Here is a 24,740-nt window from a genome sequence, read left to right as displayed (position 1 = left end):
CCCGCGCCGTCCCTGATCCTAGGTTCGGCGCGTTACAGCGCTGTTGCATTATCGAAGATCCGGTCGCCGGCGGCAGGCTCTCCAGGGAAAGCAACCGTGCGCTCCTGCGCCTGCCATCCGCCTCCGCATGCGGGCTCTTACCCGCTTTTGAAGAACTATAGCGTGAAACCCCACGAGTGTAAGGTTTTTTGGCGCCTCTTCGGCCGTCGCGGCCAAAATAGGACAACAACACTGTCCTAATTCACTTGATCTATGCCAGAAACATCTGGCCTTCGCAAGAGTGCAGATTCAAAAAATCGGCGGTTTACGACTTAATATTGCTCAAATAGCCTATCGGCAAGACATAAAATTACACGTTTACGCATTATTTTGTTTATTGATTGCCGACGTCAATTTTTGTGATGGATTTCACGCCGCCCCTTTGACCAGCCGGAGCGTTGGCGTAATGTCGCCGCCGAACCTGATCCTCCACCACATCCCAAGCGGTCTCCTTTCATGTATTTTGCATCCGACAACTGGGCAGGCGCCCATCGATCCATCGCCGAACGTCTGCTCAGGGAATCCGACGGCTTTGCCGCGGCCTATGGCGCAAGTGATCTCGACCGGCGTGTCGAGCGCCGCTTTGCAGAAGTCTTCGAGCGTGAAGTCGCCGTTCTTTTCGTCGGCACCGGCACAGCAGCGAACTCCTTGTCGCTCGCGAGCGTCCAACGGCCGGGCGGCATCACCTTCTGCCATTCCGAAGCACATGTGATTGCGGACGAATGCGGCGCACCCGACTTCTTCAGCGGTGCCCGCCTGCTCGGCGTTCCTGGCCCGGAAGGAAAGATCGACCCGGAAAAACTCAGGGAAAGGATCGCGGAGTTCCCGCAGACGGCAGTGCAGCACGGGCGGGCAACGGCGGTCACGATCACTCAGGCAACGGAAGCCGGAACGGTCTACTCGCTCACGGAGATCGACGAGATCGCTGCGATCGCCCGAAAGGACGGGCTGCCGCTTCATATGGACGGCGCGCGCTTTGCCAATGCCCTCGTCTCCCTTGGTGTCAGCCCGGCCGAGATGACCTGGAAGCGCGGCATCGACATGCTGTCCTTCGGCGGCACGAAGAACGGTTGCTGGTGCGCGGAAGCGATCGTCTTCCTCAATCCGGAGCAGGCCAAGGAGATGCCGTTCATCCGCAAGCGCGCCGCCCAGCTGTTCTCGAAGTCACGCTTCATCGCCGCCCAGTTCGATGCCTATTTCGAGCACGATCTCTGGCTCGATCTCGCCCGCCATGCGAACGGTATGTCCGATCGTCTGCGCGCGGGCATCACCGCGAGCAACGCGTCCCGGCTGGCGTGGCCGACCTCGGCCAACGAAGTCTTCGCCGTCATTCCGAAAGGCGCGGCGAAAACGGCACAAGAAAAGGGCGCGAAGTTCTATGAATGGCCGGTGCCACCGGCCACACCCGAGCTTGTCGGCCGGGATGAGACGCTGATCCGCCTCGTCACCAGCTTTGCGACCAGCGAGGCAGATGTCGATGGTTTCCTGGACTGCCTCGCAAACTGAGTTCTGAGCCTCAATTCTGATGGCCTGTCACGGCGGATTGCGGCTTGCCACCATCCGTCGTTTTCGCGTCGTGTCCTGCCACGACAATCAGCATCACACAGGCAACCAGCCCGGATACGAAGAGTACACCATACGTCATCGGTCCGTTCTCCTTGCCCCGAAGATCGACCATGGTGATCCGAGCCTAGGCTCCGAACCTAACCAGATGCCTAAGTGGTACGGTTGAGGGCACCTTAAGATGGCAAGCAGGCCATTAACTTTTGGGCGAGGCAGCGAATGAACATTGCGCGGCAACGAAGCGTTATTGCGTGATCGGACCATGATTGATTGCCGATCTGCTGGCCACCATGCCGAGGTCGCGCTATCACGGGCCATGCCCTGATACCTGAAGACGACTAGAGAACGCCGATGGAAATCCGTCCTGAACAGCCGAGCGACATCGCGACGATCCGCCAGATTACAAAGGCGGCCTTCGCGCCGATGGAATACGGTAGCCAGACAGAGGCGGAAATCATCGACGCGCTCCGCAAGGCCAACGCGTTGAAAATTTCGCTCGTCGCCGTCGACGGTGGCGCAGTCATCGGACATGTCGCCTTCTCGCCCGTCACGATCGATGGTGGCGACTACGGCTGGTACGGGCTTGGTCCGGTTTCGGTGCGACCCGACCGCCAGAACGAGGGCATCGGTGGAAACCTCATTCGCGACGGCCTGTCGCGGCTGACCGGTATCGGCGCCAGGGGCTGCGTTGTTCTCGGCGACCCCGGCTACTACGAGCGCTTCGGCTTCGAGAATGACGTCAATCTGATTTTCGAGGGCGTGCCGGCGGAATATTTCATGCGCCAACGGTTCGATGGCCCGCTGCCTGTCGGCAAAGTCTGCTATCACAACGCCTTCACCGCCACTTAAGACGCCTTAACAGGTCTCATCCGCCGGAACCAAGACGACGTACCTTGCCGAGGATGTCCTCCGACAGCGCATGCACCAGCGCCTGGTCGGCGCCCTTGCGCGGCACAAGGACGAACTCCACCTCCTCGAGGATGGGAAGCCTATCGCGCCCGATCTCCTTCAGACCGGAAGGTGCCATGCTGCGCGGCTGCACCAGCACGCCCATGCCGGCCCGTGCGGCCGCCGTCAGTCCGCTGAGGCTGCCGCAGGTGCAGACGATCCGCCAGGCGACCTGGCTTCGGCCCAGGGCTTCGAGCGCGATGCTGCGCGTCACGCTCGGCGGCGGAAACGCGATCAGCGGCAGAGGCCCACCGCTTAAGACATGCTCCGGATCACGCGCCAGCCACACCAGCGGCTCACGGTAGACCAGCCGTCCGCGCGCATCGCCCAACCGGCGCTTCGCCAGCACGAGGTCGATCTCGCCGTTGTCCTGCATTTCGTAAAGCGTTCCTGACAGGGCTACCGTCAGCTCGAGATCGACGGAGGGGTGCGAGCGAACGAAATCCTCGAGCACCGCCGGAAGCTGGCTGGTCACGAAATCCTCGGAGACGCCGAGCCGCAGGTTGCCGCGCAGATTTTGCCCTTTGAATTGCGATTGCACTTGCGCTTCGATCGCCAGCATCGCCCGCGCGTGGCTGAGCAACGCTTCCCCGTCTGTCGTCATGACTACCTTGTGGGTGTCGCGCGCCAGCAATCGCCGCCCGACCGCGCTTTCGAGCCGCTGGATGTGCTGGCTGACGGTCGACTGCCCGAGACCGAGCCGTTCGGCAGCCAGCGTGAAGCTTCCCATCTGTTCGACGGCAACAAAGCTGCGGAGTTGGGTAAGATCGAGCATGGTGATCCAGAAATACGATAACTGTTATTCCTTGCATCCTGTATCATAATGGAAGAAAGAGAAATGATCCACCGATCCGATGAGTAAAGCCATGCGCCGCTTCTTGCCCGATACATTTACGATCCTGCTCGTCTGCACAGTCATCCTCGCCTCATTCCTGCCGGCCACGGGCACCTTTGCCGGCTATTTCGGCATAGCGACGAACCTCGCGGTGGCCCTACTCTTCTTCCTGCATGGCGCACGCCTGTCCCGCGACGTCGTTATCGCCGGCGTTCTGCACTGGCGGCTGCATCTCGTGATCCTGCTGACGACGTTTGGCCTGTTTCCCATCCTTGGCCTCGGCCTTGGCTTTGTGCCGGAGTGGATTCTGCCGAAGCCTCTTTATCTCGGCATACTCTATCTCTGCGTACTGCCTTCGACGGTGCAGTCGTCGATCGCCTTCACCTCCATGGCAGGTGGCAACGTACCGGCCGCCATCTGCTCTGCATCGGCATCGAACATCTTCGGCATGTTCCTGACGCCGCTGCTGGTCGGACTGCTGTTTTCCGTCGGCGGCCATGGCGGCTTCTCATGGGAGGTGCTCGGGCAAATCCTCATGCAACTGCTGCTGCCGTTCATCGTCGGCCAGGTGCTGCAGCCATGGATCGGGGCCTGGATCCGCGCGAAAAAGACGCTGCTGATGCCTGTTGATCGTGGCTCGATCCTGATGGTCGTCTACCTCGCCTTCAGCAAGGCAATCGTTGAAGGGCTGTGGCACGAGTTCTCGGTCACCGACATCGCGGCCGTCATCATCGCCGACACGGCGCTGCTTGCCTTCGTATTGTGTTTCACCATGTTTGGCAGCCGCCTGCTCGGTTTCAACAAGGCCGACGAGATCACCATCACCTTTTGCGGATCGAAGAAGAGCCTCGCCAGCGGCGCGCCGATGGCCAGCGTCATTTTTGCCGGGCAATCGATCGGCGCGATCGTGCTGCCGCTGATGCTGTTCCACCAGATCCAGCTGATGGTTTGCGCGGTCATCGCACAGAAGTACGCGGCAAAGACGGCACATCGCATCACCACGGAAGAAACCGAGGAAGCGGCAAGCCCGGCTTGATGGCAGACAACAAAAAGGCGGCGCTCAAACGAGCGCCGCCGGCATGCTTGGTCTTGGGAGGACCGATTGGGTTAGTTGGTGACCTGTGCCTCGATGGCCTTCGGCGCGCTGACCGGCTCAGCCGCAATCGCGATCTTACGCGGCTTCATGGCTTCCGGAATGCTGCGAAGCAGGTCGATGTGGAGAAGACCGTTCTTCAGCGAAGCGGCGGTAACCTCGACATGGTCGGCAAGCTGGAAGCGGCGCTCGAAGGCGCGCTTGGCAATGCCGCGATAGAGGAACTCGCTGCCATCAACCTTGTCTTCGCTCTTTTCACCCTTGACGGTGAGAGCGTGAGCCTGTGCCTCGATGGAGATTTCGGTCTCATCGAAACCGGCAACGGCCATGGTGATGCGGTAGGTGTTTTCACCAGTACGCTCGATGTTGTAGGGCGGATAAGTCTGGCCCTGGTCAGGTTGGCCGAGGCTGTCGAGCATGGTGAAGAGACGGTCGAAACCGACGGTCGAACGATAAAGGGGAGAGAAGTCTACGTGACGCATGATGTCCTCCTTAAGGAAGCGACGTGTTGCGATAGTTGCCCCTGAAACCCCTTGATCGGCAGCTTCGGGACGGTTTAGCAGGCCCGTTTGGCACCCGCAGGATTGAGATGGGGATGGCCTTTGCGCAGTTCAAGACCCTGGCGTTGGGAGGGAACTCACGCAGCGTGAACCCCGCATGAACAGCCGGTTCGGAAGCCATTCATGCGCAGGGGATTAGGAATCGTGCCTATCGGGTGACACTGGCCCGATGGCTGGAGTGTATCGTCCCTTCGTCTTCAGCCCGATCTCCAGCCGGCATCGCGGAACCTCAAGTTCAGCATGCCGGCTTTTTTTATGGCGTGACGGCAAAACGGCCAGCTTACGTTCACCGCCTGTTACCAAGCCTCTTTTCTTTGATTTGACAGCCCAATCAGCTATCCGTTTTACTCAATAGGCGAATCCGCGAAGCACACGATCGATCGGCCATGGAACAAGTTCTTTTCTCGACCCCCGAAAATCCGGCTCCGGAGAACCGAACCGAAGGCTTCTTCGAAACGCATGACGGCCATCGGCTGCGCTATGCCGTCTTCCGCTCCGACGCGCCGGTGGCGAAGGGTACGGTCGTCCTCCTCCAGGGCCGCAACGAGTATATCGAGAAGTATTTCGAGACGATCCGCGACCTGACGGCCAAGGGCCTGTGGGTCGCGACCTTCGATCTGCGTGGCCAGGGCGGCTCGGACCGGCTTCTGAAGACGCGCACCTATGGCCATGTCCGCCGCTTCGTCGATTACGAGCACGACCTCGACACGTTCCTCGAGAAAATCGTGCTGCCGGATACCCGCCTGCCGTTCTTTCTTCTGGCGCATTCGACCGGAGCGCTGATCGCGATGTCCGCCGCCCCGTACCTATCGACACGTATCGAGCGCATGGTGCTGACGGCACCCTTTATTGGTCTTTCAGGTCAGGCAGCATCGGAAGGTACGATCCGGGCGCTTGCCGGGATCGCCTGTTCGCTCGGTCTCGGCTCGTTCCCGCTGACGCGCAAGCTCAAGGAGAAGCCGTTCAGCGACAACCCTCTGACATCGGACGAGACCCGTTTCGAGCGCAATGTCGCTGTTGCCGCCGCACATCCGGAGCTGACGCTCGGCCCCCCGACAGCGCGCTGGCTGTACGACTCGCTGCTGACGATCGACCGCGTAACCGCTCCGAGCCATTTGTTCTCGATCACCATCCCGACGGTCGTCATCGCGCCGACGCGCGACGCCATCGTGCCCTATATCGCGCAGGAGCGGATCTCGCGCTATTTCCGCGCCGCCCAGTTCGTGCCGATCAATGGTGCGCGGCATGAGGTGCTGCAGGAACGCGACGTCTACCGCAAGGCGGCGCTTGCCGCCTTTCACGCCTTCATCCCCGGCAGTGACGCCGAGGCCGTCGAGGAAGTCGAAGGGTTTGGTACCTAGCCCGGTCTCTATCCAAGCGACCGCGACAAATGCCGGTGGATGCTATCGATTGAGAACCGCCATCGCCTGCTCGTAGACGGCGCGGCTGCCGGCCGCAATGATCGAGCCGCCATTTTCCGGACGCCCGCCATCCCAGGTCGTGATGATTCCGCCGGCATTCTCAATGACGGGGATGATGCCACCGACATCGTAGGGCTTCAGGCCGTTTTCGATCACAAGATCGACATGGCCGGCGGCCAGCAGCGCGTAGGCGTAGCAGTCCGTGCCATAGCGGAAGAGCCGCACCTGGCTCTCGATCTCACGGTATTTCTCCATCTCGACACCGGCAAACAGATGCGGCGAGGTGGTGAAGAGAATGGCGTTCGCCAGTGCGCCGCAATCGCGAACCTGCAGCCGCCGCTCCCCTTCCGGGCCGTTATAGATCGAACCGTTCGCATCTGCGAAATAGCTTTCGCCAGTAAAGGGCTGGTCGATCATGCCCATGACGGCCCGGCCGTTTCGCTGCAGACCGATCAGCGTTCCCCAGACCGGTACACCGGAGATGAACGCGCGCGTACCGTCGATCGGGTCGATCACCCAGACATATTCGCGGTCCAGGCCAACATTGCCGTGCTCTTCGCCGAGAATGCCGTGATCCGGGAAATGCTCCTCGATCAGCGCCCGAATGGCGACTTCCGCCGCCCTGTCGCCTTCGGTGACGGGGTCAAAGCCGCTCGATAGCTTGTTGGTCACGTCAAGTCCGGAACGGAACCGTGGCAGCGTTTCGGCCTTGGCGGCCTCCGCCAGGCGATTGAAGAACGAGCGATCAGGCAACATGGTGGAATCCATTGGTGGCGCGCGAGTGCCGCTTTTCATAGCCGAATTGCCGCCCGTTGCAAACGAGAGCGGCAGCTTTTAGCCGGCTGCACAATATTTTTGCACTGCAAAATTTTGATTGACAATTGTGCACCGCAATAGTAGCTTTTGCCCACAGTCTTTGACTGTAAATGCCCTCCTTGGGTGTTTCCTCCCTAGACTTAGACCGCCGCGAGGCGGTCTCTTTTTGATGTCTTGAAGGCCTATTCGGCAGCGAGGGCGGTGTCGGTCGCGAACTGCGCCACATAGACCGCCATCTGGCGCATGAAGGCGGTGATCGCTGCGGCAACCAAGGCGAAGTCGGAGCGCTTCTCCAGCGTAACTTCGTCGACATAGATCGAGCGGTTCACTTCAATCTGCAGCGCATGCAGTCCACGCGACGGGCGGCCATAATGCTCCGTGATAAACCCGCCGGCATATGGCTTGTTGCGGATTGCCGTGAAGCCCATCTCCTCCAAGATGGCGACAGCCGCACGCGACAGATCGGCCGAGGCACTGGTGCCGTAGCGATCGCCGATGATGAAATCCGGCCGCGCATTGGTGCCGGCGACGCGAACGTTGCCCGGCATGGAGTGGCAATCGATCAGCACGCCGAAGCCGAACTGGACATGCGTGCGGGCGATCAGCCGCCGCAACGCCGCGTGATATGGCTTATAGACGGCTTCGATTCGATCGAGCCCCTCCTGCACCGACAGCCGACGGGCATAGATCTCCATGTTCTCGGCAACGATGCGCGGAATGGTACCGAGCCCGCCTGCCACGCGCAGTGAATTGATGTTCGCGTAGGGCGGCAGCAGACCGTCGAACATGCGCGGATCGAGCTCGTAGGGCTCGCGGTTCACATCGAGATAGGCGCGCGGAAAGTTTGCAAGCAGGAGCGGCGCCCCAAGCGCGCTCGCATCGGCAAACAGCTCATCGACATAGTGATCCTCGGAGCGGCGGATGGAAATGCCCTCGAGCCTGGACTGAGCGATGAATTCGGGGGGATAGATGCGCCCGCTGTGCGGCGAGTTGTAGACGAATGGAATGGCGTGCGACGCAGGCTCCCGGACCTCGAAAAGTGCGTATTCAGGGATTTCGTGCACCCTTTTTTCCCTCTTTACCACATCAGGAGGCCATTGCTTCGACCATGTTGCCAGTTGCAGCACTCCAAGTCCATACTATCTCATGGGGATGACGGCCCGGATGGCCTCTTCACCGGTTGTTTACTGGGCGAACTCTAGTGTAAATGGCTGGAGCCCAACGCATAAATTATTGATTAGCGGTCTGGATAATGACTCAGAAGATACTTCTTGCAGAAGACGACAATGACATGCGCCGGTTCCTTGTGAAGGCGCTTGAAAAGGCAGGCTACAAGGTCCTCTCCTACGACAACGGCGCCAGCGCCTATGACAGGCTTCGTGAAGAACCCTTCTCGCTGCTCCTGACCGATATAGTCATGCCCGAAATGGACGGAATCGAACTGGCGCGCCGCGCCACCGAACTCGATCCGGACCTGAAAGTGATGTTCATCACCGGATTCGCAGCCGTCGCCCTCAACCCTGATTCGAAGGCACCGAAGGACGCGAAGGTTCTTTCCAAGCCTTTCCACCTGCGTGACCTCGTCGAGGAAGTGAATAAAATGCTTGCCGCATAAGGCTTCCGGCAAAGCATGTCACAAAACCGAAAAAAGCCTATTGACGGCAAAAAGGGTTTGTGGTCTATGCGCCGCCATCGGATGGGCGTGTAGCTCAGCGGGAGAGCACTACGTTGACATCGTAGGGGTCACAAGTTCGATCCTTGTCACGCCCACCATTCGAATTCAAAGGCTTAGCGGGAAACCGCTAAGCCTTTTTCGTTTCTGGGCCAGCCCAAACATTGATTGCACGCAGCCGACGCGCGGCAAGAGACGGATGGCCGTCTTCGCCTTTGCGTCGGCACCTACGGGTTATTGTAAAAGGACCCACTGTCGTAAGTGCAGGCGTAGTCGAGCGCGCATTGCTTGCCGGTCTTATCCCGGAAATTCGCGGTGGTGCGCGCGTAGCCCAAGCCGCATTTGGCGGGCGGATAGCGAAAGCTGCTGCCGCCGAAACCGGAACGGACGAAAACCTTCTTGTTCTGGCGGATGATCTGGGAAATCTGGCTGCACGTGTAAGCGCGGGCATCGACGTTCAGTGCTCCGGCAGACCATGCCGCGGACGGAAGCATCAACGCAGCGGCCAAGACCCCCGCACCGAAAGCCTTATTGAATGGCGTGCCCATCTCGCCCTGCCCGTAAGTGTGATCGAAGCTTGAATATACTCGTTTTCGGCGAAGCAACAAAACGGCGCTCCATTCCTTGCCAATGCGGAACGCCCGCCAAGGGGCGGGCGCTTCGTTCGGCTTTCGTGCACAACAGCAGCCCATGCTACATGCAGGCAGACGCGGACTTCATTGCCGCCTCGGCAAGCGCCCTCGTCTTGTGCGCGCCGCCGATAGCCATGGCGGTCTTGCCATCAGGACGCTTCGACACGACGCTGCATTTACTGTTGTTCGGAGAATGTTCTACGTAGTAGTGGCTGCTTGCGGCCAGCGCCGGTGCGACGCCGAAGGCCAGGATAGTTACGCTCAGAGCGATTTTCCTGATCATCGCATTCCTCCATCTTGAATCGGCCGGCAGTCTCGCTGCCAGACCAAAGCGTAGCTATCGCGCCCGATGAATTTGACGAAGCGGCATTTCATCGCATGCTCTCATGTCCGGACCAACGACCGCGCAGGAAGGCAGTCGATTGCCAAGTCCACAGGCCAAGCCTATCGACCAATTTCGAACACAGAAGAATGGCAAGCCGCTGCCGACATACTGCACCGCCGACATAAGCACTACGAGGTATAGAGATGAGACTGGCAACTTTGGCCGCCGCTTCGCTGCTCGCCGCAACACTGACAACCGCAGCGGACGCAGCCCCGCAGAACTTCCCCGGCGCTCCGGGGGCACTGACGCTCACCGGCAAATGCGCCAAGCTCGTCGTCGGCAAGGTCGACGCGACGAAGGGCTGCGAAGGCGAACTCGCGAGCGTGACGCTCGTAAATGGACAGGTCACCTTCATCTTCACCTCGGGCGGCAAGATGCTGGGCTTCCAGGGTGACGGCACGGCCATCAAGCCTGCTGCCAACGGCAATGCCCGAATGCCGCTCAACCTGGTGGTCACGGGCGTCGGCCAGAAGATGACAGGTCAGGTCAAAGTTGCCGGCACCTGCACGATGGGTAACCCCTACGGCGGCAAGCCGGTCGCCATCGAATGCTCGGCCGAGAGCAAGGACACCGCCTTTACCGGCAGCTTTCGCACCAACGGCAAGGCGCCGAAGCAGAAGTAGGCCGGCATACGCCGCGGGCTCGCCTCAGGCGCACCACGCGCCATTTGCGCCGGGTTTGCGGGCCAATCCCTCGTTGATCATCTGCGCGCCGATCGACCGACCATCGCGAGACACGACATGCGGGACGCCGCCCTTGCCAGGCTGCCCTGCCGGGTTCATCGCGAAGGATCCGGAGTTCAGGATATTCAGGAGCCGCAGCTTCGCGGCGAAGCCTAGCCGCTTCTCGTTGTCGCAACGGGCCGTCTCAATGCCGGGGCTCACGACGTCGGCAATGGCGATCTTCTCGCCCTTGTACCAGAACGTGCCTCCATCGGCGACGCAGTTGATGTGCTCGCCCTGGCCGCAATAGCCGAAGGCGGCCTTGCCGGTCTGCGCCTGCGCAGGGGAGAGGGAAACCGGCACCGCTTTTTCAAGGACGACAGGTGCCTTGGCCGGAATGGGCACGGCTGCAGGCGGCACCATGCGGGACACTGGCGCGATTGAAGCGGTCTGCCTCGGGCTCGGATCGCGTGCAGGTTCGCTTCGCGCGACCGGCGCTGCCCGAGAGACGATCGAGGCTGGCGCATGCGTGGCCAGCATCGGCTTCACGCTCTTCCAATTGTCGTAAGTCGCAATGCCCCCAACGGCGATGACGCCGATGATTGTCCAGGGGAGAGCGCTTCCGCCTCCCCTTGCCTTCGATCGTGCCGATGATTTGCGGCGGCGTGTCGCAGTCTTTGCCATCTATCCGATTCCCGTGAACACACGGATTATCGCCGGGCAATCCTTTCCGAAAGGTTGGCGACCACGTCATTTTGGTACAGACGTGATGATCCAACGCTCCTGCGAACGGGCGCGCAGTCGCAAAAGTACAAGATATCTAGAGCCGGGCGCCCGGGAACGTGGAGTCCGGCCTTGAGTGCGTCGGCGGGCTCCAACGAGACCTCAGTGAATTCGTGATCTCGATTCTTTCCAGATCGATCTGGATATCAGCGGCCGCGCGAAGCGCCTGCCATTCGATCTCGTGCTTCAGGCAAATGTCGTGCGGCACCAAAGTCGTCTTCATCTTTCCTCACCGGTTGTCGATAATACAGGGCAGCAGGCGTCGATAGGTCAGCGGATCGGCCTTGCGATCGTGGAATCCTCCTCGGCAGCAGGCTTCGGCCCGCCTTTCGAAAGATCGCCGCCGGTGCAGTGAGCGGGGATATGGACGTCATCGAAAACGCCATGCGGCAGCGTCAGGTCGACGTGATGCGGCGGCAGCACTTGTGCCTTTTGCATTCGGTTGGGGCGCGCACGCTTCATGCGGTCCGATTTTTCCGTGCGCGTGTCGGGAGTGTGGGTCGAGGGGTGCATCATCGGCCTCCTTTTTATTGCGCATGCCACTGGTGAACGAAGGACTAACGACCTCGGCGCCGAATAGTTCCGAGGAAAAGAACAAACCGCATCGCGCCGCCTTGACTGGCGTGGCAAGTTCACTACCTTCGACTTATCCCGAGGCCTCGGACATCGGCCGACGGGTCAACCTGGTGCCGGGCCCCTCTGGCGAGAGTTTTTACGGCGCTCTCGTGATGTCGGTACCGCCTGCAGCTTAAGCCGGCGGATTTTTCATTGATGAAAAAGCTCACCATGCCTCACGCGCATGCCCTTTGTGGTATGTCGCTTTTTTCCCGCACATCCTTGTTCGACAACCTTCGTGGCTGCGAGGTGCGGCCATGACCAACGGTTCCCCGCAAAAATCGACGCTCAGCTATTTCCGCTGGGCCTTCATCGTCACCTTCCTCGGCCTCGTCCTGGGCGCAGCCCTCGGCTGGCAGACGACGGGCACGATCGGCGGCATGGCGACCGTCTTCTTCATCTGCACGGTGCTCGCCGTGCTGGAGATTTCGCTCTCCTTCGACAACGCCATCGTCAATGCCAACAAGCTCAAGGAGATGACACCGGTCTGGCAGCATCGCTTCCTCACCTGGGGCATCGTCATCGCCGTCTTCGGCATGCGTATCGTCTTCCCGCTCGCAATCGTCGCGATCGCCGCCCAAATCGGCCCGTGGGAAGCTCTGGTGCTCGCTGCCCGCGACCCTGCGGAATACGCCCGCATCATGAACGACGCACACCTGCCGATCGCAGCCTTCGGCGGCACCTTCCTGATGATGGTTGGTCTCAACTACTTCTTCAATCATGAGAAGGACGTCCACTGGATATCAGGGCTTGAAAAGCTCATGGCCCGCTCGGCCACGATCAAGGGCATCGAGATTGCCTTCGTGCTGGCGCTGGTCCTGGTGTTCTCGTCGTTCCTCGGAGAAGAAGAGGCCACAACCTTCGTGCATTGCGCCATCTATGGTCTTCTGACCTTCCTGGCGGTCGAGGTGATCGGCGGCCTGCTCGATGCGTCGCAGCAGACGATGAGCGCCGCCGCCAAAGGCGGTCTCGGTGCCTTCATCTATCTCGAAGTGCTCGACGCCAGCTTCTCCTTCGACGGCGTCATCGGCGCCTTCGCGCTGACGCAGAACCTCTTCGTTATTGCGATTGGCCTCGGCATCGGCGCCATGTATGTGCGTTCGATGACAATCATGCTCGTCGAAAAGGGCACGCTCGCGGAGTACCGCTATCTCGAGCACGGCGCCTTCTACGCAATCCTGATCCTCTCGGTGATCATGTATGTGCAGACGATGTACCATATTCCCGAGGTCATTACCGGCCTTGGTGGTGCCGCCCTGATCGGCATCTCACTCTGGTCTTCCATCCGCCACAACAAGAAGGAACAGGCGGAAGAGCGCGCTGAGGCGCATAAGGAACTGCACGCCTGAGCTTGCAAGCCGCATTCACCGATGCGGCTTCATCAGAACAAAAATAAAGCCCGCGACCATCCGGTTGCGGGCTGTTTCGTATCCGGCGATCAGAGACCGCCAGCCGCGCCTAAGGCGCAGATAAGCTAGTGGTTGATTCTGCCGAACATGCTCGGGTCGATGCCGAGTTCGCGCAGATCGCGCGCCTTCGGGCGGCGGCCAGCTTCGATGGTGGCGCTCACAGCATTCGCAGCACCGATCATCGCAAAGGCGCGACCAAGGAAACCATCGCGAATGGACTTACGGAAGGACATTTTCTCTCTCGCTTTGCTTTATGATTGACCACTCATACATGTGAACGGAAGCGCGTCTTCACAAGCGACAGAAATTCAGCCCTGCCATGCAAGAACAAGCGATCGAGCGCAAAACGCGCCATGTGGTTGAGAACACGCGACAAAATGAATGGAGGCATCAAATTGACAGGCTCGTTCACAATCAGACGCGCGCGCCCATCGGACGCCGAAGCGCTTTGCGAATTTGCGGCCAGCAGTTTCGGGCGACCTACCGCAGCGACACGCCCGCATCGGATCTTGAGTCCTACATCCAGGCGAATTTCAGCGCCGAACAGCAGAATGCGGAGATTGGCGACCCCTCAGCCGCTGTTTTCCTCGCCATGCTTGATAATCGCGTCATCGGATATGCTCACCTCATGCTGGATACAGTCGACAGACGATCGGCCTTCCTCAATCGAATTTATGTCCACACCGATTGGAGGGGACGCGGATTGGCTATGGCCCTCCTCAAAACGGTGCTGCACGACGCGCATCAACGTGGCGCAACTCGCCTGGAGCTGACCGTCTACCAGCGAAACGCACGAGCCATTGCGTTTTATGAGAGGGCCGGCTTTGTCGTGACGGGCAATACGATCTTCGCGGTCGGTCAGGATTTGCAGAGCGACCTGGTGATGGAAATGAAGTTGGCCGAGCGGCCTAACAGCTGAACGGCGCGGCCAGCACACGTGACTGCCGAACAGCAGAAACTCCGCATTGGATGCGCCGCAGAAGCACCCGTGCCGTCCGCAGCAACCACCAATAACACCTTATCGTCACCAGACGAAAAGGCCGGCGATGTTTCCATCGCCGGCCGCAGTTGTGGGGTTCGGGCAGTCTTTTTCTTTAGTCCTCGTTCGCCGCAAGCTGCGACAGAACCTCGCCGCGTCCACGCAGGCGCAGGATCAGCGGGATGATGAAGGCGGCCGCAGCAACGATGAGCAGGCCGGCCGCAATCGGCGACATCACCAGAGTCGTCACGTCGCCCTGACTGATCGCAAGCGCGCGGCGCAACTGTTGCTCGGCCAGCGGGCCAAGGATGAGGCCGACAACAGCAGGCGCGATCGGATAGCCGAAGAGCCGCATGATGTAGCCGAGGATGCCGAAGGCGAGCAGCATGCCCAGTTCGAAGACCGACGGGTTGGCGCCGATCGTGCCGAGTGTCGCAAACAGCAGGATGCCGGCATAAAGCCACGGCTTCGGGATCGTCAGCAGGCGCACCCAGAGGCCGATCAGCGGGAGGTTGAGCACAAGCAGCATCGCGTTGGCGATCAGCAGGCTGGCGATCAGGCCCCAGACGATCTGCGGGTTGTTCGCAAACAGCAGCGGGCCGGGCTGCAGGCCGTATTGCTGGAAGCCGGCGAGCATGATCGCGGCCGTCGCCGTCGTCGGCAGGCCGAGCGTCAACAGCGGCACCAGGGTCCCTGCCGCCGACGCATTGTTCGCGGCCTCCGGACCAGCCACGCCTTCGATCGCGCCGTGACCGAACTCCTCGGGGTTCTTCGCCAAGCGCTTTTCCGTGGCATAGGAAAGGAAGGTCCCGATCTCGGCACCGCCGGCAGGCATCGCGCCGATCGGGAAGCCAATCAGCGTGCCGCGCAGCCACGCCTTCCAGGAGCGGCCCCAGTCCTGCGCCGTCATCCACAGCGAGCCTTTGACCGCCTCGACCTTCTCCTCGATGCTGTTGCCCTGGGCGGCGATATAGAGTGTCTCGCCGATCGCAAACATCGCGACCGCAAGCGTCGTCACCTCGACGCCATCGAGCAGATCGGGGACGCCGAAGGAAAGACGCGCCTGTCCCGTCTGCTGGTCGATGCCGACCATGGCAAGGGCAAAGCCGATGAACAGCGATGTAAGCCCGCGCAGCGCCGAATCCCCGAAGGCCGACGAGACGGTCACGAAGGCGAGTACCATCAGCGCAAAATATTCACGCGGCCCGAAAATCAGGGCCAGCTTGACGATGTAGGGAGCGATGAAGGCAAGGCCGAGCGTCGCGATCAGGCCGGCGACAAACGAACCAATCGCCGCTGTCGCGAGCGCCGGCCCGCCGCGGCCCGCGCGGGCCATCTTGTTGCCCTCAAGGGCCGTAACGATCGAGGCGCTTTCGCCAGGCGTATTGAGAAGAATCGACGTCGTCGAGCCGCCATACATGCCGCCATAATAGATGCCGGCAAACATGATCAGCGAGCCAGCCGGATCGAGCTTGTAGGTAACAGGAAGAAGAAGGGCGACGGTCAGGGCCGGGCCAATCCCCGGCAGCACGCCGACCGCGGTGCCGAGCGTCACGCCGACGAGCGCATAGAGCAGGTTCATCGGCTGCATGGCGACCAGGATGCCCTGGAAGAGGAATTCGAAGGTGCTCATCGCATCCAATCCTAGAAGAAGATGTGTTCGAACGGCCCGGCCGGCAGGGTCAACTGCAAGAGCTTTGCGAAGATCACCCAGACGACGAAGCTGAAAGCGATGCCCGCAGGGATCGAGATCCAGAGCTTGCGGCGTCCGAAGCCGGCAGCCGTAAAGGCAAAGAGAAGGCCGGTTGCGATCGAAAAGCCTGCCGTCTTGAGAAGCAGCATCTGCGCGGCAAGGCCGGCGACGACCCAAACTACAGGCGCGATTTCCTGATGCTCGCGCTCGGGAAACTCGCCACGCCAGGCTTCGAAGATGGTCCAGATGCCGAGGCCGATCAGGCCGAAGGCGACCACCTTGGGCGCAGTTGCCGGACCGATGCGGTCATACTGAGCGATGGCGCGCATATGCGAGGCATCCCAAAGCATGACGGCAGCGACGACGAAAAGACAGATGGCAATGACCAGCGCCGCCCAGTCAGGGCGGCGCTTCGTTGCCAAGGGTTCGTTACCCCTGCTCATTGAACAAGTCCGATCTCTTTAAGGATGCCTTCGGTAGCCGAAACGTCCTTGTCGAGCTGCGCCTTGAAGGCGTCGCCGGCGAGGTAGGTATCAGCCCAGCCCTTGCTCTTCAGGATTTCCTGCCAACCGGCGGACTTCGAGAGCTTATCGAAATCAGCGGTGATTGCAGCCGTCTGCTCGGCCGAAAGACCAGGGGCGGCGGCAACCATGCGCCAGTTCTCGACAGCGACATCGAGGCCCGATTCCTTCAGCGTCGGCGCGTCGACACCCTCGATGCGCTTGTCGCTGGAGACAGCCAGGAGCCGGAGCTGACCAGCCTTCACCTGCGATTCGAATTCGCCGTAGCCGGAAATGCCCGCGGTCACCTGTCCGCCGAGGATAGCGGCCAGCGCTTCACCGCCGCCGGAGAAGGCGACGTAGTTGATCTTCGTCGGATCGACGCCGGCAGCCTTGGCAATCAGTCCGACCGCGATGTGGTCGGTACCGCCTGCCGAGCCGCCACCCCAGGAAACCGAACCCGGATCCTGCTTCAGCTTGGCAACGAGATCGGCCATCGTCTTGATGTCGGACGCAGCCGGGACAACGATCGCCTCATACTCGCCGGTAAGGCGGGCAATCGGCGTGACGTCCTTCAGCGTGACCGGCGACTTGTTGGTCAGGATAGCGCCGACCATGACATAGCCGCCGACGATCAGTGCGTTCGGGTTGCCGTTGTTCTGGCCGGTGAACTGCGCGAGACCGATGGTGCCGCCGGCGCCCGGAACGTTTTGTACCTGAACGTTGCCTGAGATGCCTTCCTTCTGCATCACGGTCTGCAGCGAGCGGGCCGTCTGGTCCCAGCCACCGCCGGGAGCGGCCGGCGCCATGATGGTGTAGTCCGCCGCATAGGCCGGCAGGGCGACCGCAGCCGCGAAAATGGTTGCAAGAAGAGTATGCTTCACGAGTGTGTCCTCCGTGGGCGCGGCTGAGAAACCGCGCGTTGTTCTCGATGGAATCGGGAAGGACACCGCAGACGGACTCCAAGGTCCGATATGGCTGGCAAGCTCCTCCCGAAACTTCACCTCTCCGCCTCCACGGAGCTGAAGTTCTGCAAAGCGGACCACAACAAGCTGTCATTTAGCTGACATCGATCAACTATCCACCCCGCGATGACACTTTTTTGCCGCAATTACCCTGGGCGAAAACAGACGCAAAATGCCACCATCCGTGGAACCTGGAGGCGGTTTGTGCGTTATGGCGCTCAGGAGGATTGCCCCATGAGTTCTCACATCGATAACAAGCAGATCGAAAATGAGGGCTTACGCCAGGTGTGGAGTGTGCACGATTTTGCACGCCGGCACCGGTTGGACGAGCAGGAGGAGAAACGTCTTCGCTCGCTCTTTGGGTCATACGCGACGAAGCAGGAACTGCTGGCCAACGCCCAGCGGCCCTGCATCTTCCGCTAATCATCCACGGCGATTTTACTGCGTCCGCAGAACTTCGTTCCAGTGCGCGATCAATCGCGCGCGCTTCACCTGGTCCAGATAAACCATCAAGCCCGGGCTGACAGGCACCGGCCGCAACTGCGCGCCCAAGAGCTCCTGCATCGTGTTGGCGGTATTCTCGCCGGCGACCTCCGGGCTGACAGCGGGAATCTGCAACTCCCGCGCCATGATCGTCTGGCCCTCCTTCGACATGAAGAAGGATAGATAGCGCCGTCCGAGTTCCGGTTCGCCCGCCGCCTGCGGCACCAGGCCGATGCGCGACATCACGACCGTATAGTCTTTCGGCAGCACGATCCCGACATCGGGATGACGCTTGGCCCAATCGGCGGCGTAGGACCCGAGGATGTTGTAGCCGAGCACGAAGCGGCCGTCCGATACGCGCTCCAGGATGGCCGAACTGGTGGAGTATAATTTGACGCCGGCCGCCCCCATGGCGCCGATAACGGACCATATGTCACCGAACTGTTCCTGGTCGCGTGCCATGAACAGGAAGCCGACGCCGGAGCGCTCGATATCATAGGTGCCGATCCGCCCATGGATCGCGTCACCCTTGCGCTTGAGGTAATCGACGAATTCCGCCCGCGAACTCGGCGGCGGCTCCGTCGCGAAGCTCGGCTTGTGGTAGACGAACACCGCCGGCTCGAAGGTCAGCGCGTAGGCGGTATTGCGCCAGTTGGCCCATTTCGGCCAGCGCGCGCTCATCGGCAGGTTGCTCACCTGCGCATAGCCGTCGTTGGAGAGCTTGACCTGCAGATCCATGGCCGAGGAGAAGGCGAAGTCCGCAGTGCGTTGGCCGGCATCCGTCTCCCGCACGATGCGGTCATAAATTTCCCCGGTCAGCATATCCTCGTACCTGACCGCCACGTCCAGATTGGCTTCCTGGAACCCATGGATCATCGGCTGCGCCAGTGGCTCGTCGAGCGATGAATAGACAACCAGCGTCGGGGCCTCGGCATTGCCGGAACGCGCCGGGTAGAACACCTCGTCCGCAGTGGCTAAGCCGGGACAGAGCAACAGGCACGCAAGTAAAGAAAGTCTCCTCATGAGAGGACAATGCACCAGCAACCGGGATCCGGCAAGCGAGCCGCATCCACCCGCAGCGCCCCGAAGGCGGCTGGTACGACCGCAGCAGCAGCACACTCACCAGACACAAAAAATGGCTATGACATCTTCGCCGCCACCCTGTATCCTCTTCAAAAATCAAGGGAACATCCGTGCGCATTCTATTGGTGGAGGACAATATCGCGCTGGCCGACGGGCTTTCGGCCATCCTGCGAGGCACCGGCCATGCCGTCGACGTCGTGCATGATGGTGCCTCCGCCAACGCTGTCACGGCGGCCGAGAATTTCGATCTCGTCGTGCTCGACCTGAACCTGCCGGAAATGGATGGCCTCGAGGTGCTGCGCGCCATGCGCGCCAGACAGAACCAGTCGGCAGTGCTGATCCTGACGGCGCGCGGCACGCCGGAAGAGCGCGTCAAGGGTCTCGATCTTGGTGCCGACGACTACCTTATCAAGCCCTTTGATATCTCCGAATTCGAGGCCCGCGTCCGCGTGCTCCTGCGCCGCCAGGCGGGTCTGCATTCGGCGACTGTCAGTTTCGGCGGCCTTTCACTCGATCTAAATTCACGCGCCTTCTCCGCCGGCTCGACGCCGCTCGACATTCCCGCCCGCGAACTCGGCCTGCTGGAAATCCTCTTCATGCGCGCCGGCAAGGTTGTCGCCAAGGAAGCGATCATTCAGTCGCTGACCGCCTTCGACGACGACATCTCGGCCAATGCCATCGAGCAATATGTCAGCCGCCTCAGGAAGCGCCTGTCGCCCTATGGGCTGACGGTGAGGACTGCGCGCGGCATTGGCTACTATCTCGACAAACTGCCAGAGGCCTCATGACAACGGCCTATTCGCTCCGACGAAGGCTCCTGTTCTGGCTGCTGATCTCGACCGCCATCATCGGCATGGTCGCGCTCGCGGACACTTATCGCGAAGCGGTGCAGACCTCCAACATCGTTTCGGACCGCGTGCTGGCCGGCTCGGCACTCGCCATCGCCGAACGCGTGGTCGTGGCGGAAGACGGCACTCTCGAGGTCGACATCCCCTATGTGGCCCTTGAGATGCTGACATCGGCCGCGCAGGACCGTGTCTTCTATCGCGTCGACGGACCGCCCGGAAAATTCATCACCGGCTATCAGGCGCTTCCGGTCCTCGCCGAAACCGTAGGCGACACGGCAGGCTTTGCCGATGATACCTTCCGCGGCGAACCGATCCGTGTCGCAACCCTCAAGCGGTCAGCCTCAACAGGCATTCGCTCCGTCCCCTTCGCCGTGACCGTTGCCGAAACCACGATCGCCCGCCGTCAGCTCGCCCGCGCCATCCTCTTCCGCTCGGCGCTGCGTCTCTCCCTTATGATCGCCGGCGCCGCCGTCATCGTCTGGATCTCGGTCACGGTCGCGCTCCGTCCGCTGTACAAGCTGCGCGATGCGATCGGCGAACGCAGTCCCGACGACCTGCACCCGATCGAACAGGCAGTACCAAGCGAGGTCCAGCCGCTCGTCGATACCGTCAACGGCTTCATGGTCCGCTTGCAATCGGCGCTCGATGCACTTCGTAACTTCACCGGCAACGCCAGCCACCAGCTGCGCACGCCGCTTGCGATCATCCGCACGCAGCTCGCCCTCTCCGCTCGCGCGAGCACATTGGCCGAAGCGCAGGGCTCCGCCCTGAAAGGCGATCAGGCCGTCGCCCATGCCGAACGCATCCTCGCGCAATTACTGCTGATGGCGAAAATCGACGCTGCAACGGCGAAGGAGGCGCTGACCGCATCGTCGATCGACCTGACAGCCATTGCCCAGGACATCACCGGAGAACTTATCCCGACCGCCGCCGAGGCCGGCATCGACCTCGGCTTCGAAGGCGACCGCCCTGCCCTCGTCCGTGCCGAGCCGCTGCTGATCGGCGAACTCTTGCGCAACCTTGCCGGAAACGCCATCGCCTATGCCGGCAAGGGCGCTGAGGTGACCGTTCGGATATCCGAGACCGACGATGCCGTCCGCCTCGAAGTCGAGGACAACGGCCCCGGCATTCCCGCAGAGACGCTCGCGGCCGTCCGGCAGCGCTTCTCGCGCGGCAGCAACTCCGGCGCGCCGGGCGCCGGGCTTGGCCTGCCGATCGTCGAGGAAATCGCCGGCCTCTTCAACGCATCGCTGACGCTGGAGCCCGGCGCACATGGCAGGGGTCTCACGGCCTCCGTGACGTTTGCGAAGGCGACGTAAAGGCTTAGCCGGCTCGGCCTTACCGCCTTGCATTCTTTCGCTGCATTGCACACACTACCCTTCGGGAACAGCAAATGCCGTACAACGATACGGCAGCGGATAAGGCCGTCCATGTCGATCAAAGCCAGCATCTATCACCTGACGCATTACAAATACGACAAGCCGGTCCGCCTCGGACCTCAGATCATACGCCTCAAGCCAGCGTCGCATTCCAAGACGCGGGTGATCAGCCATTCGCTGAAGGTTTCGCCGTCGAACCATTTCGTGAACCTGCAGCAGGATCCCTACGGCAATTATCTGGCCCGCTACGTCTTCCCTGACCCGGTGACGGAGTTCAAGATCGAGGTCGACCTCGTCGCCGACATGACGGTCTATAACCCCTTCGATTTCTTCATCGAGGAGAGCGCCGAGATGTGGCCCTTCTCCTATCCCGAGGAGATCAGGGACGACCTGAAGATCTACATGCAACCGCAGCCGGTGGAGCCGGCGCTGGCTGCCTATCTCGCCGGCATCGACCGCACTCCCATGCGGACCACCGACTTCATCGTAGGGTTGAATGCGCGGCTGAAGAACGACGTCGAATACGTCATCCGCATGGAGCCCGGCGTCCAGACGCCGGAGGAAACGCTGAAGCTGGCGCTTGGCTCCTGCCGCGACTCGAGCTGGCTGCTGGTCGAGATCCTGCGCAATCTCGGCTTCGCCGCCCGCTTCGTCTCCGGCTATCTCATCCAGCTCACCCCCGACCTGAAGGCGCTCGACGGGCCCTCCGGCACCGAGGTCGATTTCACCGACCTGCACGCCTGGTGCGAGGTCTATCTCCCCGGCGCCGGCTGGGTCGGCCTCGACCCCACGTCTGGCCTGCTCACCGGCGAAAGCCACATACCGCTCGCCGCCACCCCGCACTACCGAAATGCCGCGCCGATATCAGGCGCGCTTTACGGCGAGGCCAACACCGAATTCGCCTTCGAGATGAAGGTCTCGCGGGTAGCGGAGCACCCGCGCATCACCAAGCCTTTCTCCGACGAAAGTTGGAAGGAGCTCAACGAGCTCGGTGCCAAGGTCGATAGCATCCTGCAGGCCGGGGATGTCCGCCTGACCATGGGCGGCGAGCCGACCTTCGTTTCCATCGACGACTTCGAATCCGAGGAGTGGAACACTGCCGCCGTCGGCCCGACCAAGCGCGAGAAGGCGGATGTCCTCATCCGCAAACTGCGCGAGCGCTTCGCTCCCGGCGGCTTCCTGCATTACGGTCAGGGCAAGTGGTATCCGGGCGAAAGCCTGCCGCGCTGGACCTTCTCACTCTACTGGCGCAAGGACGGCAAGCCGATCTGGCAGAACCCGGAGCTCATCGCCGGCGAGGGCAAGGACACCGGTGCAAAGGCAGATGACGCCGCCAACCTTTTGAATGCCATCGCCAGGGAACTGGCGATCGAGACCGACATGGTGCTGCCCGCCTACGAGGATCCAGCCGAATGGATCATGAAGGAAGGCAGCCTGCCCGAAAACGTCGACCCATCCAATTCCAAGCTGAAGGACCCGGAAGAGCGTAGCCGCATCGCCCGCGTCTTCGAACGCGGCCTGACCGTACCGACCGGCTACATCCTGCCGGTGCAGGCCTGGAACGCGCGCGCCTCTAGCACGCGCTGGGTCAGCGAAAAATGGAAGACCCGCCGCGGCAAGATCTTCCTCGTTCCCGGCGACAGCCCCGTCGGCTATCGCCTGCCCCTCGGCACCCTGCCCTATGTGCCGCCGGCGCGTTTCCCCTATATCCACCCCGCCGACCCGTCGATTCCGCGCAATCCGCTGCCCGAAGTCTTCGTGCCATCCGGCCGCGCCATGCCGGAAGCCTCCCGCCACAGCGACGACAGCAGCCAGAACCGCGTTGAGCAAACCGTCGGCGAGATCGGCGGCGTCGTGCGCACCGCAATCTCGGTCGAACCGCGCGACGGAAGGCTCTGCGTCTTCATGCCGCCGGTCGAGCGCATCGAGGACTATCTCGAACTGATCGCCGCCGCGGAGAATGCAGCGACCGAACTCGGCCTGCCCGTCCATATCGAAGGCTATTCGCCGCCGCAGGACGAGCGCATCAATGTCATCCGCGTCGCCCCCGATCCCGGCGTCATTGAGGTCAATATCCATCCCGCTTCCAACTGGCAGGATTGCGTCGACATTACGATGACGATCTACGAGGAAGCCCGCCAAAGCCGCCTCGGCACCGACAAGTTCATGATCGACGGGCGCCACACCGGTACCGGCGGGGGCAACCATGTGGTCGTTGGTGGCGCCAATCCGGGCGACAGCCCCTTCCTGCGCCGCCCTGACCTGTTGAAGAGCCTGGTACTGCACTGGCAGCGCCATCCCTCGCTCTCCTACATGTTCTCGGGCATGTTCATCGGCCCGACCAGCCAGGCGCCGCGCATCGACGAAGCCCGTCACGACAGCCTCTACGAACTGGAAATCGCGCTCGCCCAGGTCCCCGCGCCGGGTCGCGGCGCGCAACCCCTCCCTTGGCTGGTGGACAGGCTGTTCCGCAATCTGCTGACCGACGTCACTGGCAACACGCACCGCGCCGAGATCTGCATCGACAAGCTGTTTTCGCCGGATGGCCCAACCGGACGGCTCGGCCTCGTCGAATTCCGCGGTTTCGAAATGCCGCCGAACGCACGTATGTCGCTTGCCCAGCAACTGCTGGTCCGCGCGTTGATCGCCCGCTTCTGGCAGCACCCTGCGGACGGCAAGTTCGTGCGCTGGAGCACGTCGCTGCACGACCGCTTCATGCTGCCGCACTTCATCTGGGCCGATTTCCTCGACGTGCTCGGCGACCTCAAGCAGAATGGCTTCGACCTCAGCCCGGAATGGTTCAAGGCACAGCTTGAATTCCGCTTCCCCTTCTGTGGCGAGGTCGAATACGAAGGCTCTAAGCTCGAACTGCGGCAGGCGCTGGAACCCTGGCACGTCATGGGCGAGGAGGGCGCGATCGGCGGCACGGTCCGCTATGTCGACAGCTCCGTAGAGCGCCTGCAGGTCCGGCTGGAAACCAGCAATGCCTCCCGCTACACCGTGACCTGCAACGGCCGCACGGTTCCGTTGAGCTCGACCGGCACGGCGGGCGTCTCGGTCGCTGGCGTTCGCTTCAAGGCATGGCAGCCTGCGTCGGGATTGCACCCGGTTTTGCCGGTCAATACGCCGCTCACCTTCGACATTTATGATACATGGTCGAAGCGTTCGATCGGCGGCTGCATCTATCATGTTGCCCATCCGGGCGGGCGTAACTATGAGACCTTCCCGGTCAATGGTAACGAAGCGGAAGCGAGACGGCTGGCGCGATTCGAGCCGTGGGGGCATACGGCAGGCGCATTCATTCCGCGTGCCGAGACAGTTTCACCGGAATTCCCGCTGACGCTCGATCTTCGACGACCGGTGGGAATCTAAGCACT

The 24,740-nt window shown here is 61.5% G+C and carries 27 protein-coding genes and 1 tRNA gene; 13 read left to right on the top strand and 15 right to left on the bottom strand.

The features are described from left to right. Positions 1 to 495 precede the first annotated feature (495 nt). On the top strand, positions 496 to 1,545 hold the full coding sequence (locus IB248_RS20925; protein WP_169682329.1) for a low specificity L-threonine aldolase: 1,050 nt from the start codon (positions 496 to 498) through the stop codon (positions 1,543 to 1,545). Positions 1,546 to 1,555: 10 nt separating this feature from the next. Here IB248_RS20925 and IB248_RS32205 read toward each other — a convergent pair whose 3' ends face one another. Beyond that, the gene (locus tag IB248_RS32205; protein WP_019280707.1) at positions 1,556 to 1,684 is read right to left on the bottom strand and encodes a hypothetical protein; all 129 of its coding nucleotides are present in this window, start codon (positions 1,682 to 1,684) and stop codon (positions 1,556 to 1,558) included. A gap of 269 nt (positions 1,685 to 1,953) precedes the next feature. On the opposite strand from IB248_RS32205, the gene IB248_RS20920 reads away from it, so the two are divergent. Further along, the gene (locus IB248_RS20920; RefSeq protein WP_192241588.1) at positions 1,954 to 2,451 is read left to right on the top strand and encodes an N-acetyltransferase; all 498 of its coding nucleotides are present in this window, start codon (positions 1,954 to 1,956) and stop codon (positions 2,449 to 2,451) included. A 16-nt stretch (positions 2,452 to 2,467) separates the two neighbouring features. Here the strand turns inward: IB248_RS20920 and IB248_RS20915 are convergent, their stop codons facing one another. Next, complete coding sequence (locus IB248_RS20915) at positions 2,468 to 3,325, bottom strand: LysR substrate-binding domain-containing protein (RefSeq protein ID WP_018859906.1); 858 nt, start codon at positions 3,323 to 3,325, stop codon at positions 2,468 to 2,470. 91 nt (positions 3,326 to 3,416) lie between these two features. Between IB248_RS20915 and IB248_RS20910 the strand changes: the two genes are divergently transcribed. Continuing rightward, positions 3,417 to 4,421, top strand: coding sequence for a bile acid:sodium symporter family protein (locus IB248_RS20910; protein WP_018859905.1), 1,005 nt, complete (start codon positions 3,417 to 3,419; stop codon positions 4,419 to 4,421). A 71-nt stretch (positions 4,422 to 4,492) separates the two neighbouring features. On the opposite strand, the gene IB248_RS20905 is transcribed toward IB248_RS20910, so the two are convergent. Next, entirely contained in the window at positions 4,493 to 4,960 is a 468-nt protein-coding gene (locus tag IB248_RS20905; RefSeq protein ID WP_018859904.1) for an Hsp20 family protein, read from the bottom strand. 464 nt (positions 4,961 to 5,424) lie between these two features. Here IB248_RS20905 and IB248_RS20900 point away from each other — a divergent pair, with 464 nt between their 5' ends. Next, positions 5,425 to 6,399 carry an alpha/beta hydrolase gene (locus tag IB248_RS20900; RefSeq protein ID WP_018859903.1) on the top strand — a complete coding sequence of 325 codons (975 nt, stop codon included), beginning with the start codon at positions 5,425 to 5,427 and terminating at the stop codon, positions 6,397 to 6,399. Positions 6,400 to 6,441: 42 nt separating this feature from the next. Here the strand turns inward: IB248_RS20900 and hisN are convergent, their stop codons facing one another. Then, positions 6,442 to 7,215 (bottom strand): histidinol-phosphatase, encoded by a 774-nt coding sequence (gene hisN, locus IB248_RS20895; RefSeq protein ID WP_026372158.1) that lies wholly within the window; start codon positions 7,213 to 7,215, stop codon positions 6,442 to 6,444. A gap of 242 nt (positions 7,216 to 7,457) precedes the next feature. Next, on the bottom strand, positions 7,458 to 8,339 hold the full coding sequence (locus IB248_RS20890; RefSeq protein ID WP_018859901.1) for an N-formylglutamate amidohydrolase: 882 nt from the start codon (positions 8,337 to 8,339) through the stop codon (positions 7,458 to 7,460). A 188-nt stretch (positions 8,340 to 8,527) separates the two neighbouring features. Here IB248_RS20890 and cpdR1 point away from each other — a divergent pair, with 188 nt between their 5' ends. Together cpdR1 and IB248_RS20880 are read left to right on the top strand one after the other, a co-directional pair. Beyond that, on the top strand, positions 8,528 to 8,890 hold the full coding sequence (gene cpdR1, locus IB248_RS20885) for a response regulator CpdR1 (protein ID WP_007527565.1): 363 nt from the start codon (positions 8,528 to 8,530) through the stop codon (positions 8,888 to 8,890). Positions 8,891 to 8,973: 83 nt separating this feature from the next. After that, positions 8,974 to 9,048: transfer RNA gene (locus IB248_RS20880), tRNA-Val, on the top strand. Positions 9,049 to 9,174: 126 nt separating this feature from the next. On the opposite strand, the gene IB248_RS20875 is transcribed toward IB248_RS20880, so the two are convergent. Further along, the gene (locus IB248_RS20875) at positions 9,175 to 9,495 is read right to left on the bottom strand and encodes a hypothetical protein (RefSeq protein ID WP_018856621.1); all 321 of its coding nucleotides are present in this window, start codon (positions 9,493 to 9,495) and stop codon (positions 9,175 to 9,177) included. 145 nt (positions 9,496 to 9,640) lie between these two features. Continuing rightward, the gene (locus tag IB248_RS20870) at positions 9,641 to 9,862 is read right to left on the bottom strand and encodes a hypothetical protein (RefSeq protein ID WP_018856620.1); all 222 of its coding nucleotides are present in this window, start codon (positions 9,860 to 9,862) and stop codon (positions 9,641 to 9,643) included. A gap of 245 nt (positions 9,863 to 10,107) precedes the next feature. On the opposite strand from IB248_RS20870, the gene IB248_RS20865 reads away from it, so the two are divergent. After that, positions 10,108 to 10,587: a hypothetical protein gene (locus tag IB248_RS20865; RefSeq protein ID WP_018856619.1), complete on the top strand. Its 480-nt coding sequence runs from the start codon at positions 10,108 to 10,110 to the stop codon at positions 10,585 to 10,587. 24 nt (positions 10,588 to 10,611) lie between these two features. Here the strand turns inward: IB248_RS20865 and IB248_RS20860 are convergent, their stop codons facing one another. The 3 genes from IB248_RS20860 to IB248_RS20850 form a co-directional block, all read right to left on the bottom strand. Beyond that, positions 10,612 to 11,310 carry a hypothetical protein gene (locus tag IB248_RS20860; RefSeq protein ID WP_018856618.1) on the bottom strand — a complete coding sequence of 233 codons (699 nt, stop codon included), beginning with the start codon at positions 11,308 to 11,310 and terminating at the stop codon, positions 10,612 to 10,614. Positions 11,311 to 11,446: 136 nt separating this feature from the next. Continuing rightward, a complete protein-coding gene (locus tag IB248_RS20855; protein WP_018856617.1) occupies positions 11,447 to 11,632 on the bottom strand; it encodes a hypothetical protein in 186 nt (61 codons plus the stop codon). Between the two features lie 47 nt (positions 11,633 to 11,679). Further along, positions 11,680 to 11,925: a hypothetical protein gene (locus tag IB248_RS20850; protein WP_018856616.1), complete on the bottom strand. Its 246-nt coding sequence runs from the start codon at positions 11,923 to 11,925 to the stop codon at positions 11,680 to 11,682. Between the two features lie 356 nt (positions 11,926 to 12,281). Between IB248_RS20850 and IB248_RS20845 the strand changes: the two genes are divergently transcribed. Continuing rightward, entirely contained in the window at positions 12,282 to 13,373 is a 1,092-nt protein-coding gene (locus IB248_RS20845; RefSeq protein WP_018856615.1) for a DUF475 domain-containing protein, read from the top strand. A 125-nt stretch (positions 13,374 to 13,498) separates the two neighbouring features. Here the strand turns inward: IB248_RS20845 and IB248_RS20840 are convergent, their stop codons facing one another. Further along, positions 13,499 to 13,666: a hypothetical protein gene (locus IB248_RS20840; RefSeq protein ID WP_018856614.1), complete on the bottom strand. Its 168-nt coding sequence runs from the start codon at positions 13,664 to 13,666 to the stop codon at positions 13,499 to 13,501. Between the two features lie 86 nt (positions 13,667 to 13,752). On the opposite strand from IB248_RS20840, the gene IB248_RS20835 reads away from it, so the two are divergent. Further along, positions 13,753 to 14,352 carry a GNAT family N-acetyltransferase gene (locus IB248_RS20835; RefSeq protein ID WP_245267938.1) on the top strand — a complete coding sequence of 200 codons (600 nt, stop codon included), beginning with the start codon at positions 13,753 to 13,755 and terminating at the stop codon, positions 14,350 to 14,352. A gap of 175 nt (positions 14,353 to 14,527) precedes the next feature. On the opposite strand, the gene IB248_RS20830 is transcribed toward IB248_RS20835, so the two are convergent. Genes IB248_RS20830 through IB248_RS20820 form a run of 3 tightly spaced genes read right to left on the bottom strand, consistent with a single transcriptional unit; the run spans position 14,528 to position 17,489 of the window. After that, positions 14,528 to 16,045: a tripartite tricarboxylate transporter permease gene (locus IB248_RS20830; protein ID WP_018856613.1), complete on the bottom strand. Its 1,518-nt coding sequence runs from the start codon at positions 16,043 to 16,045 to the stop codon at positions 14,528 to 14,530. 11 nt (positions 16,046 to 16,056) lie between these two features. Further along, positions 16,057 to 16,548 carry a tripartite tricarboxylate transporter TctB family protein gene (locus IB248_RS20825; RefSeq protein ID WP_018856612.1) on the bottom strand — a complete coding sequence of 164 codons (492 nt, stop codon included), beginning with the start codon at positions 16,546 to 16,548 and terminating at the stop codon, positions 16,057 to 16,059. After that, positions 16,545 to 17,489, bottom strand: coding sequence for a tripartite tricarboxylate transporter substrate binding protein (locus IB248_RS20820; RefSeq protein WP_025658942.1), 945 nt, complete (start codon positions 17,487 to 17,489; stop codon positions 16,545 to 16,547). The genes IB248_RS20825 and IB248_RS20820 overlap by 4 nt, the downstream gene beginning before the upstream one ends. A gap of 315 nt (positions 17,490 to 17,804) precedes the next feature. Between IB248_RS20820 and IB248_RS20815 the strand changes: the two genes are divergently transcribed. Next, a complete protein-coding gene (locus tag IB248_RS20815) occupies positions 17,805 to 17,993 on the top strand; it encodes a hypothetical protein (RefSeq protein ID WP_018856610.1) in 189 nt (62 codons plus the stop codon). 15 nt (positions 17,994 to 18,008) lie between these two features. Here IB248_RS20815 and IB248_RS20810 read toward each other — a convergent pair whose 3' ends face one another. Next, on the bottom strand, positions 18,009 to 19,076 hold the full coding sequence (locus IB248_RS20810) for an ABC transporter substrate-binding protein (RefSeq protein ID WP_192241587.1): 1,068 nt from the start codon (positions 19,074 to 19,076) through the stop codon (positions 18,009 to 18,011). A 170-nt stretch (positions 19,077 to 19,246) separates the two neighbouring features. On the opposite strand from IB248_RS20810, the gene IB248_RS20805 reads away from it, so the two are divergent. The 3 genes from IB248_RS20805 (at position 19,247) to IB248_RS20795 (ending at position 24,735) form a co-directional block, all read left to right on the top strand. Then, the gene (locus IB248_RS20805; RefSeq protein ID WP_018856608.1) at positions 19,247 to 19,924 is read left to right on the top strand and encodes a response regulator transcription factor; all 678 of its coding nucleotides are present in this window, start codon (positions 19,247 to 19,249) and stop codon (positions 19,922 to 19,924) included. Then, complete coding sequence (locus tag IB248_RS20800) at positions 19,921 to 21,303, top strand: sensor histidine kinase (protein ID WP_018856607.1); 1,383 nt, start codon at positions 19,921 to 19,923, stop codon at positions 21,301 to 21,303. The genes IB248_RS20805 and IB248_RS20800 overlap by 4 nt, the downstream gene beginning before the upstream one ends. A 111-nt stretch (positions 21,304 to 21,414) precedes the next feature. Then, positions 21,415 to 24,735: a transglutaminase family protein gene (locus tag IB248_RS20795; RefSeq protein ID WP_192241586.1), complete on the top strand. Its 3,321-nt coding sequence runs from the start codon at positions 21,415 to 21,417 to the stop codon at positions 24,733 to 24,735. The last annotated feature ends 5 nt before the right edge of the window (positions 24,736 to 24,740 follow it).

This window comes from Rhizobium sp. RHZ01 (assembly GCF_014851595.1).
Lineage (GTDB): Bacteria > Pseudomonadota > Alphaproteobacteria > Rhizobiales > Rhizobiaceae > Rhizobium > Rhizobium altiplani.
This window is presented reverse-complemented; position numbering and strand designations above follow the sequence as displayed.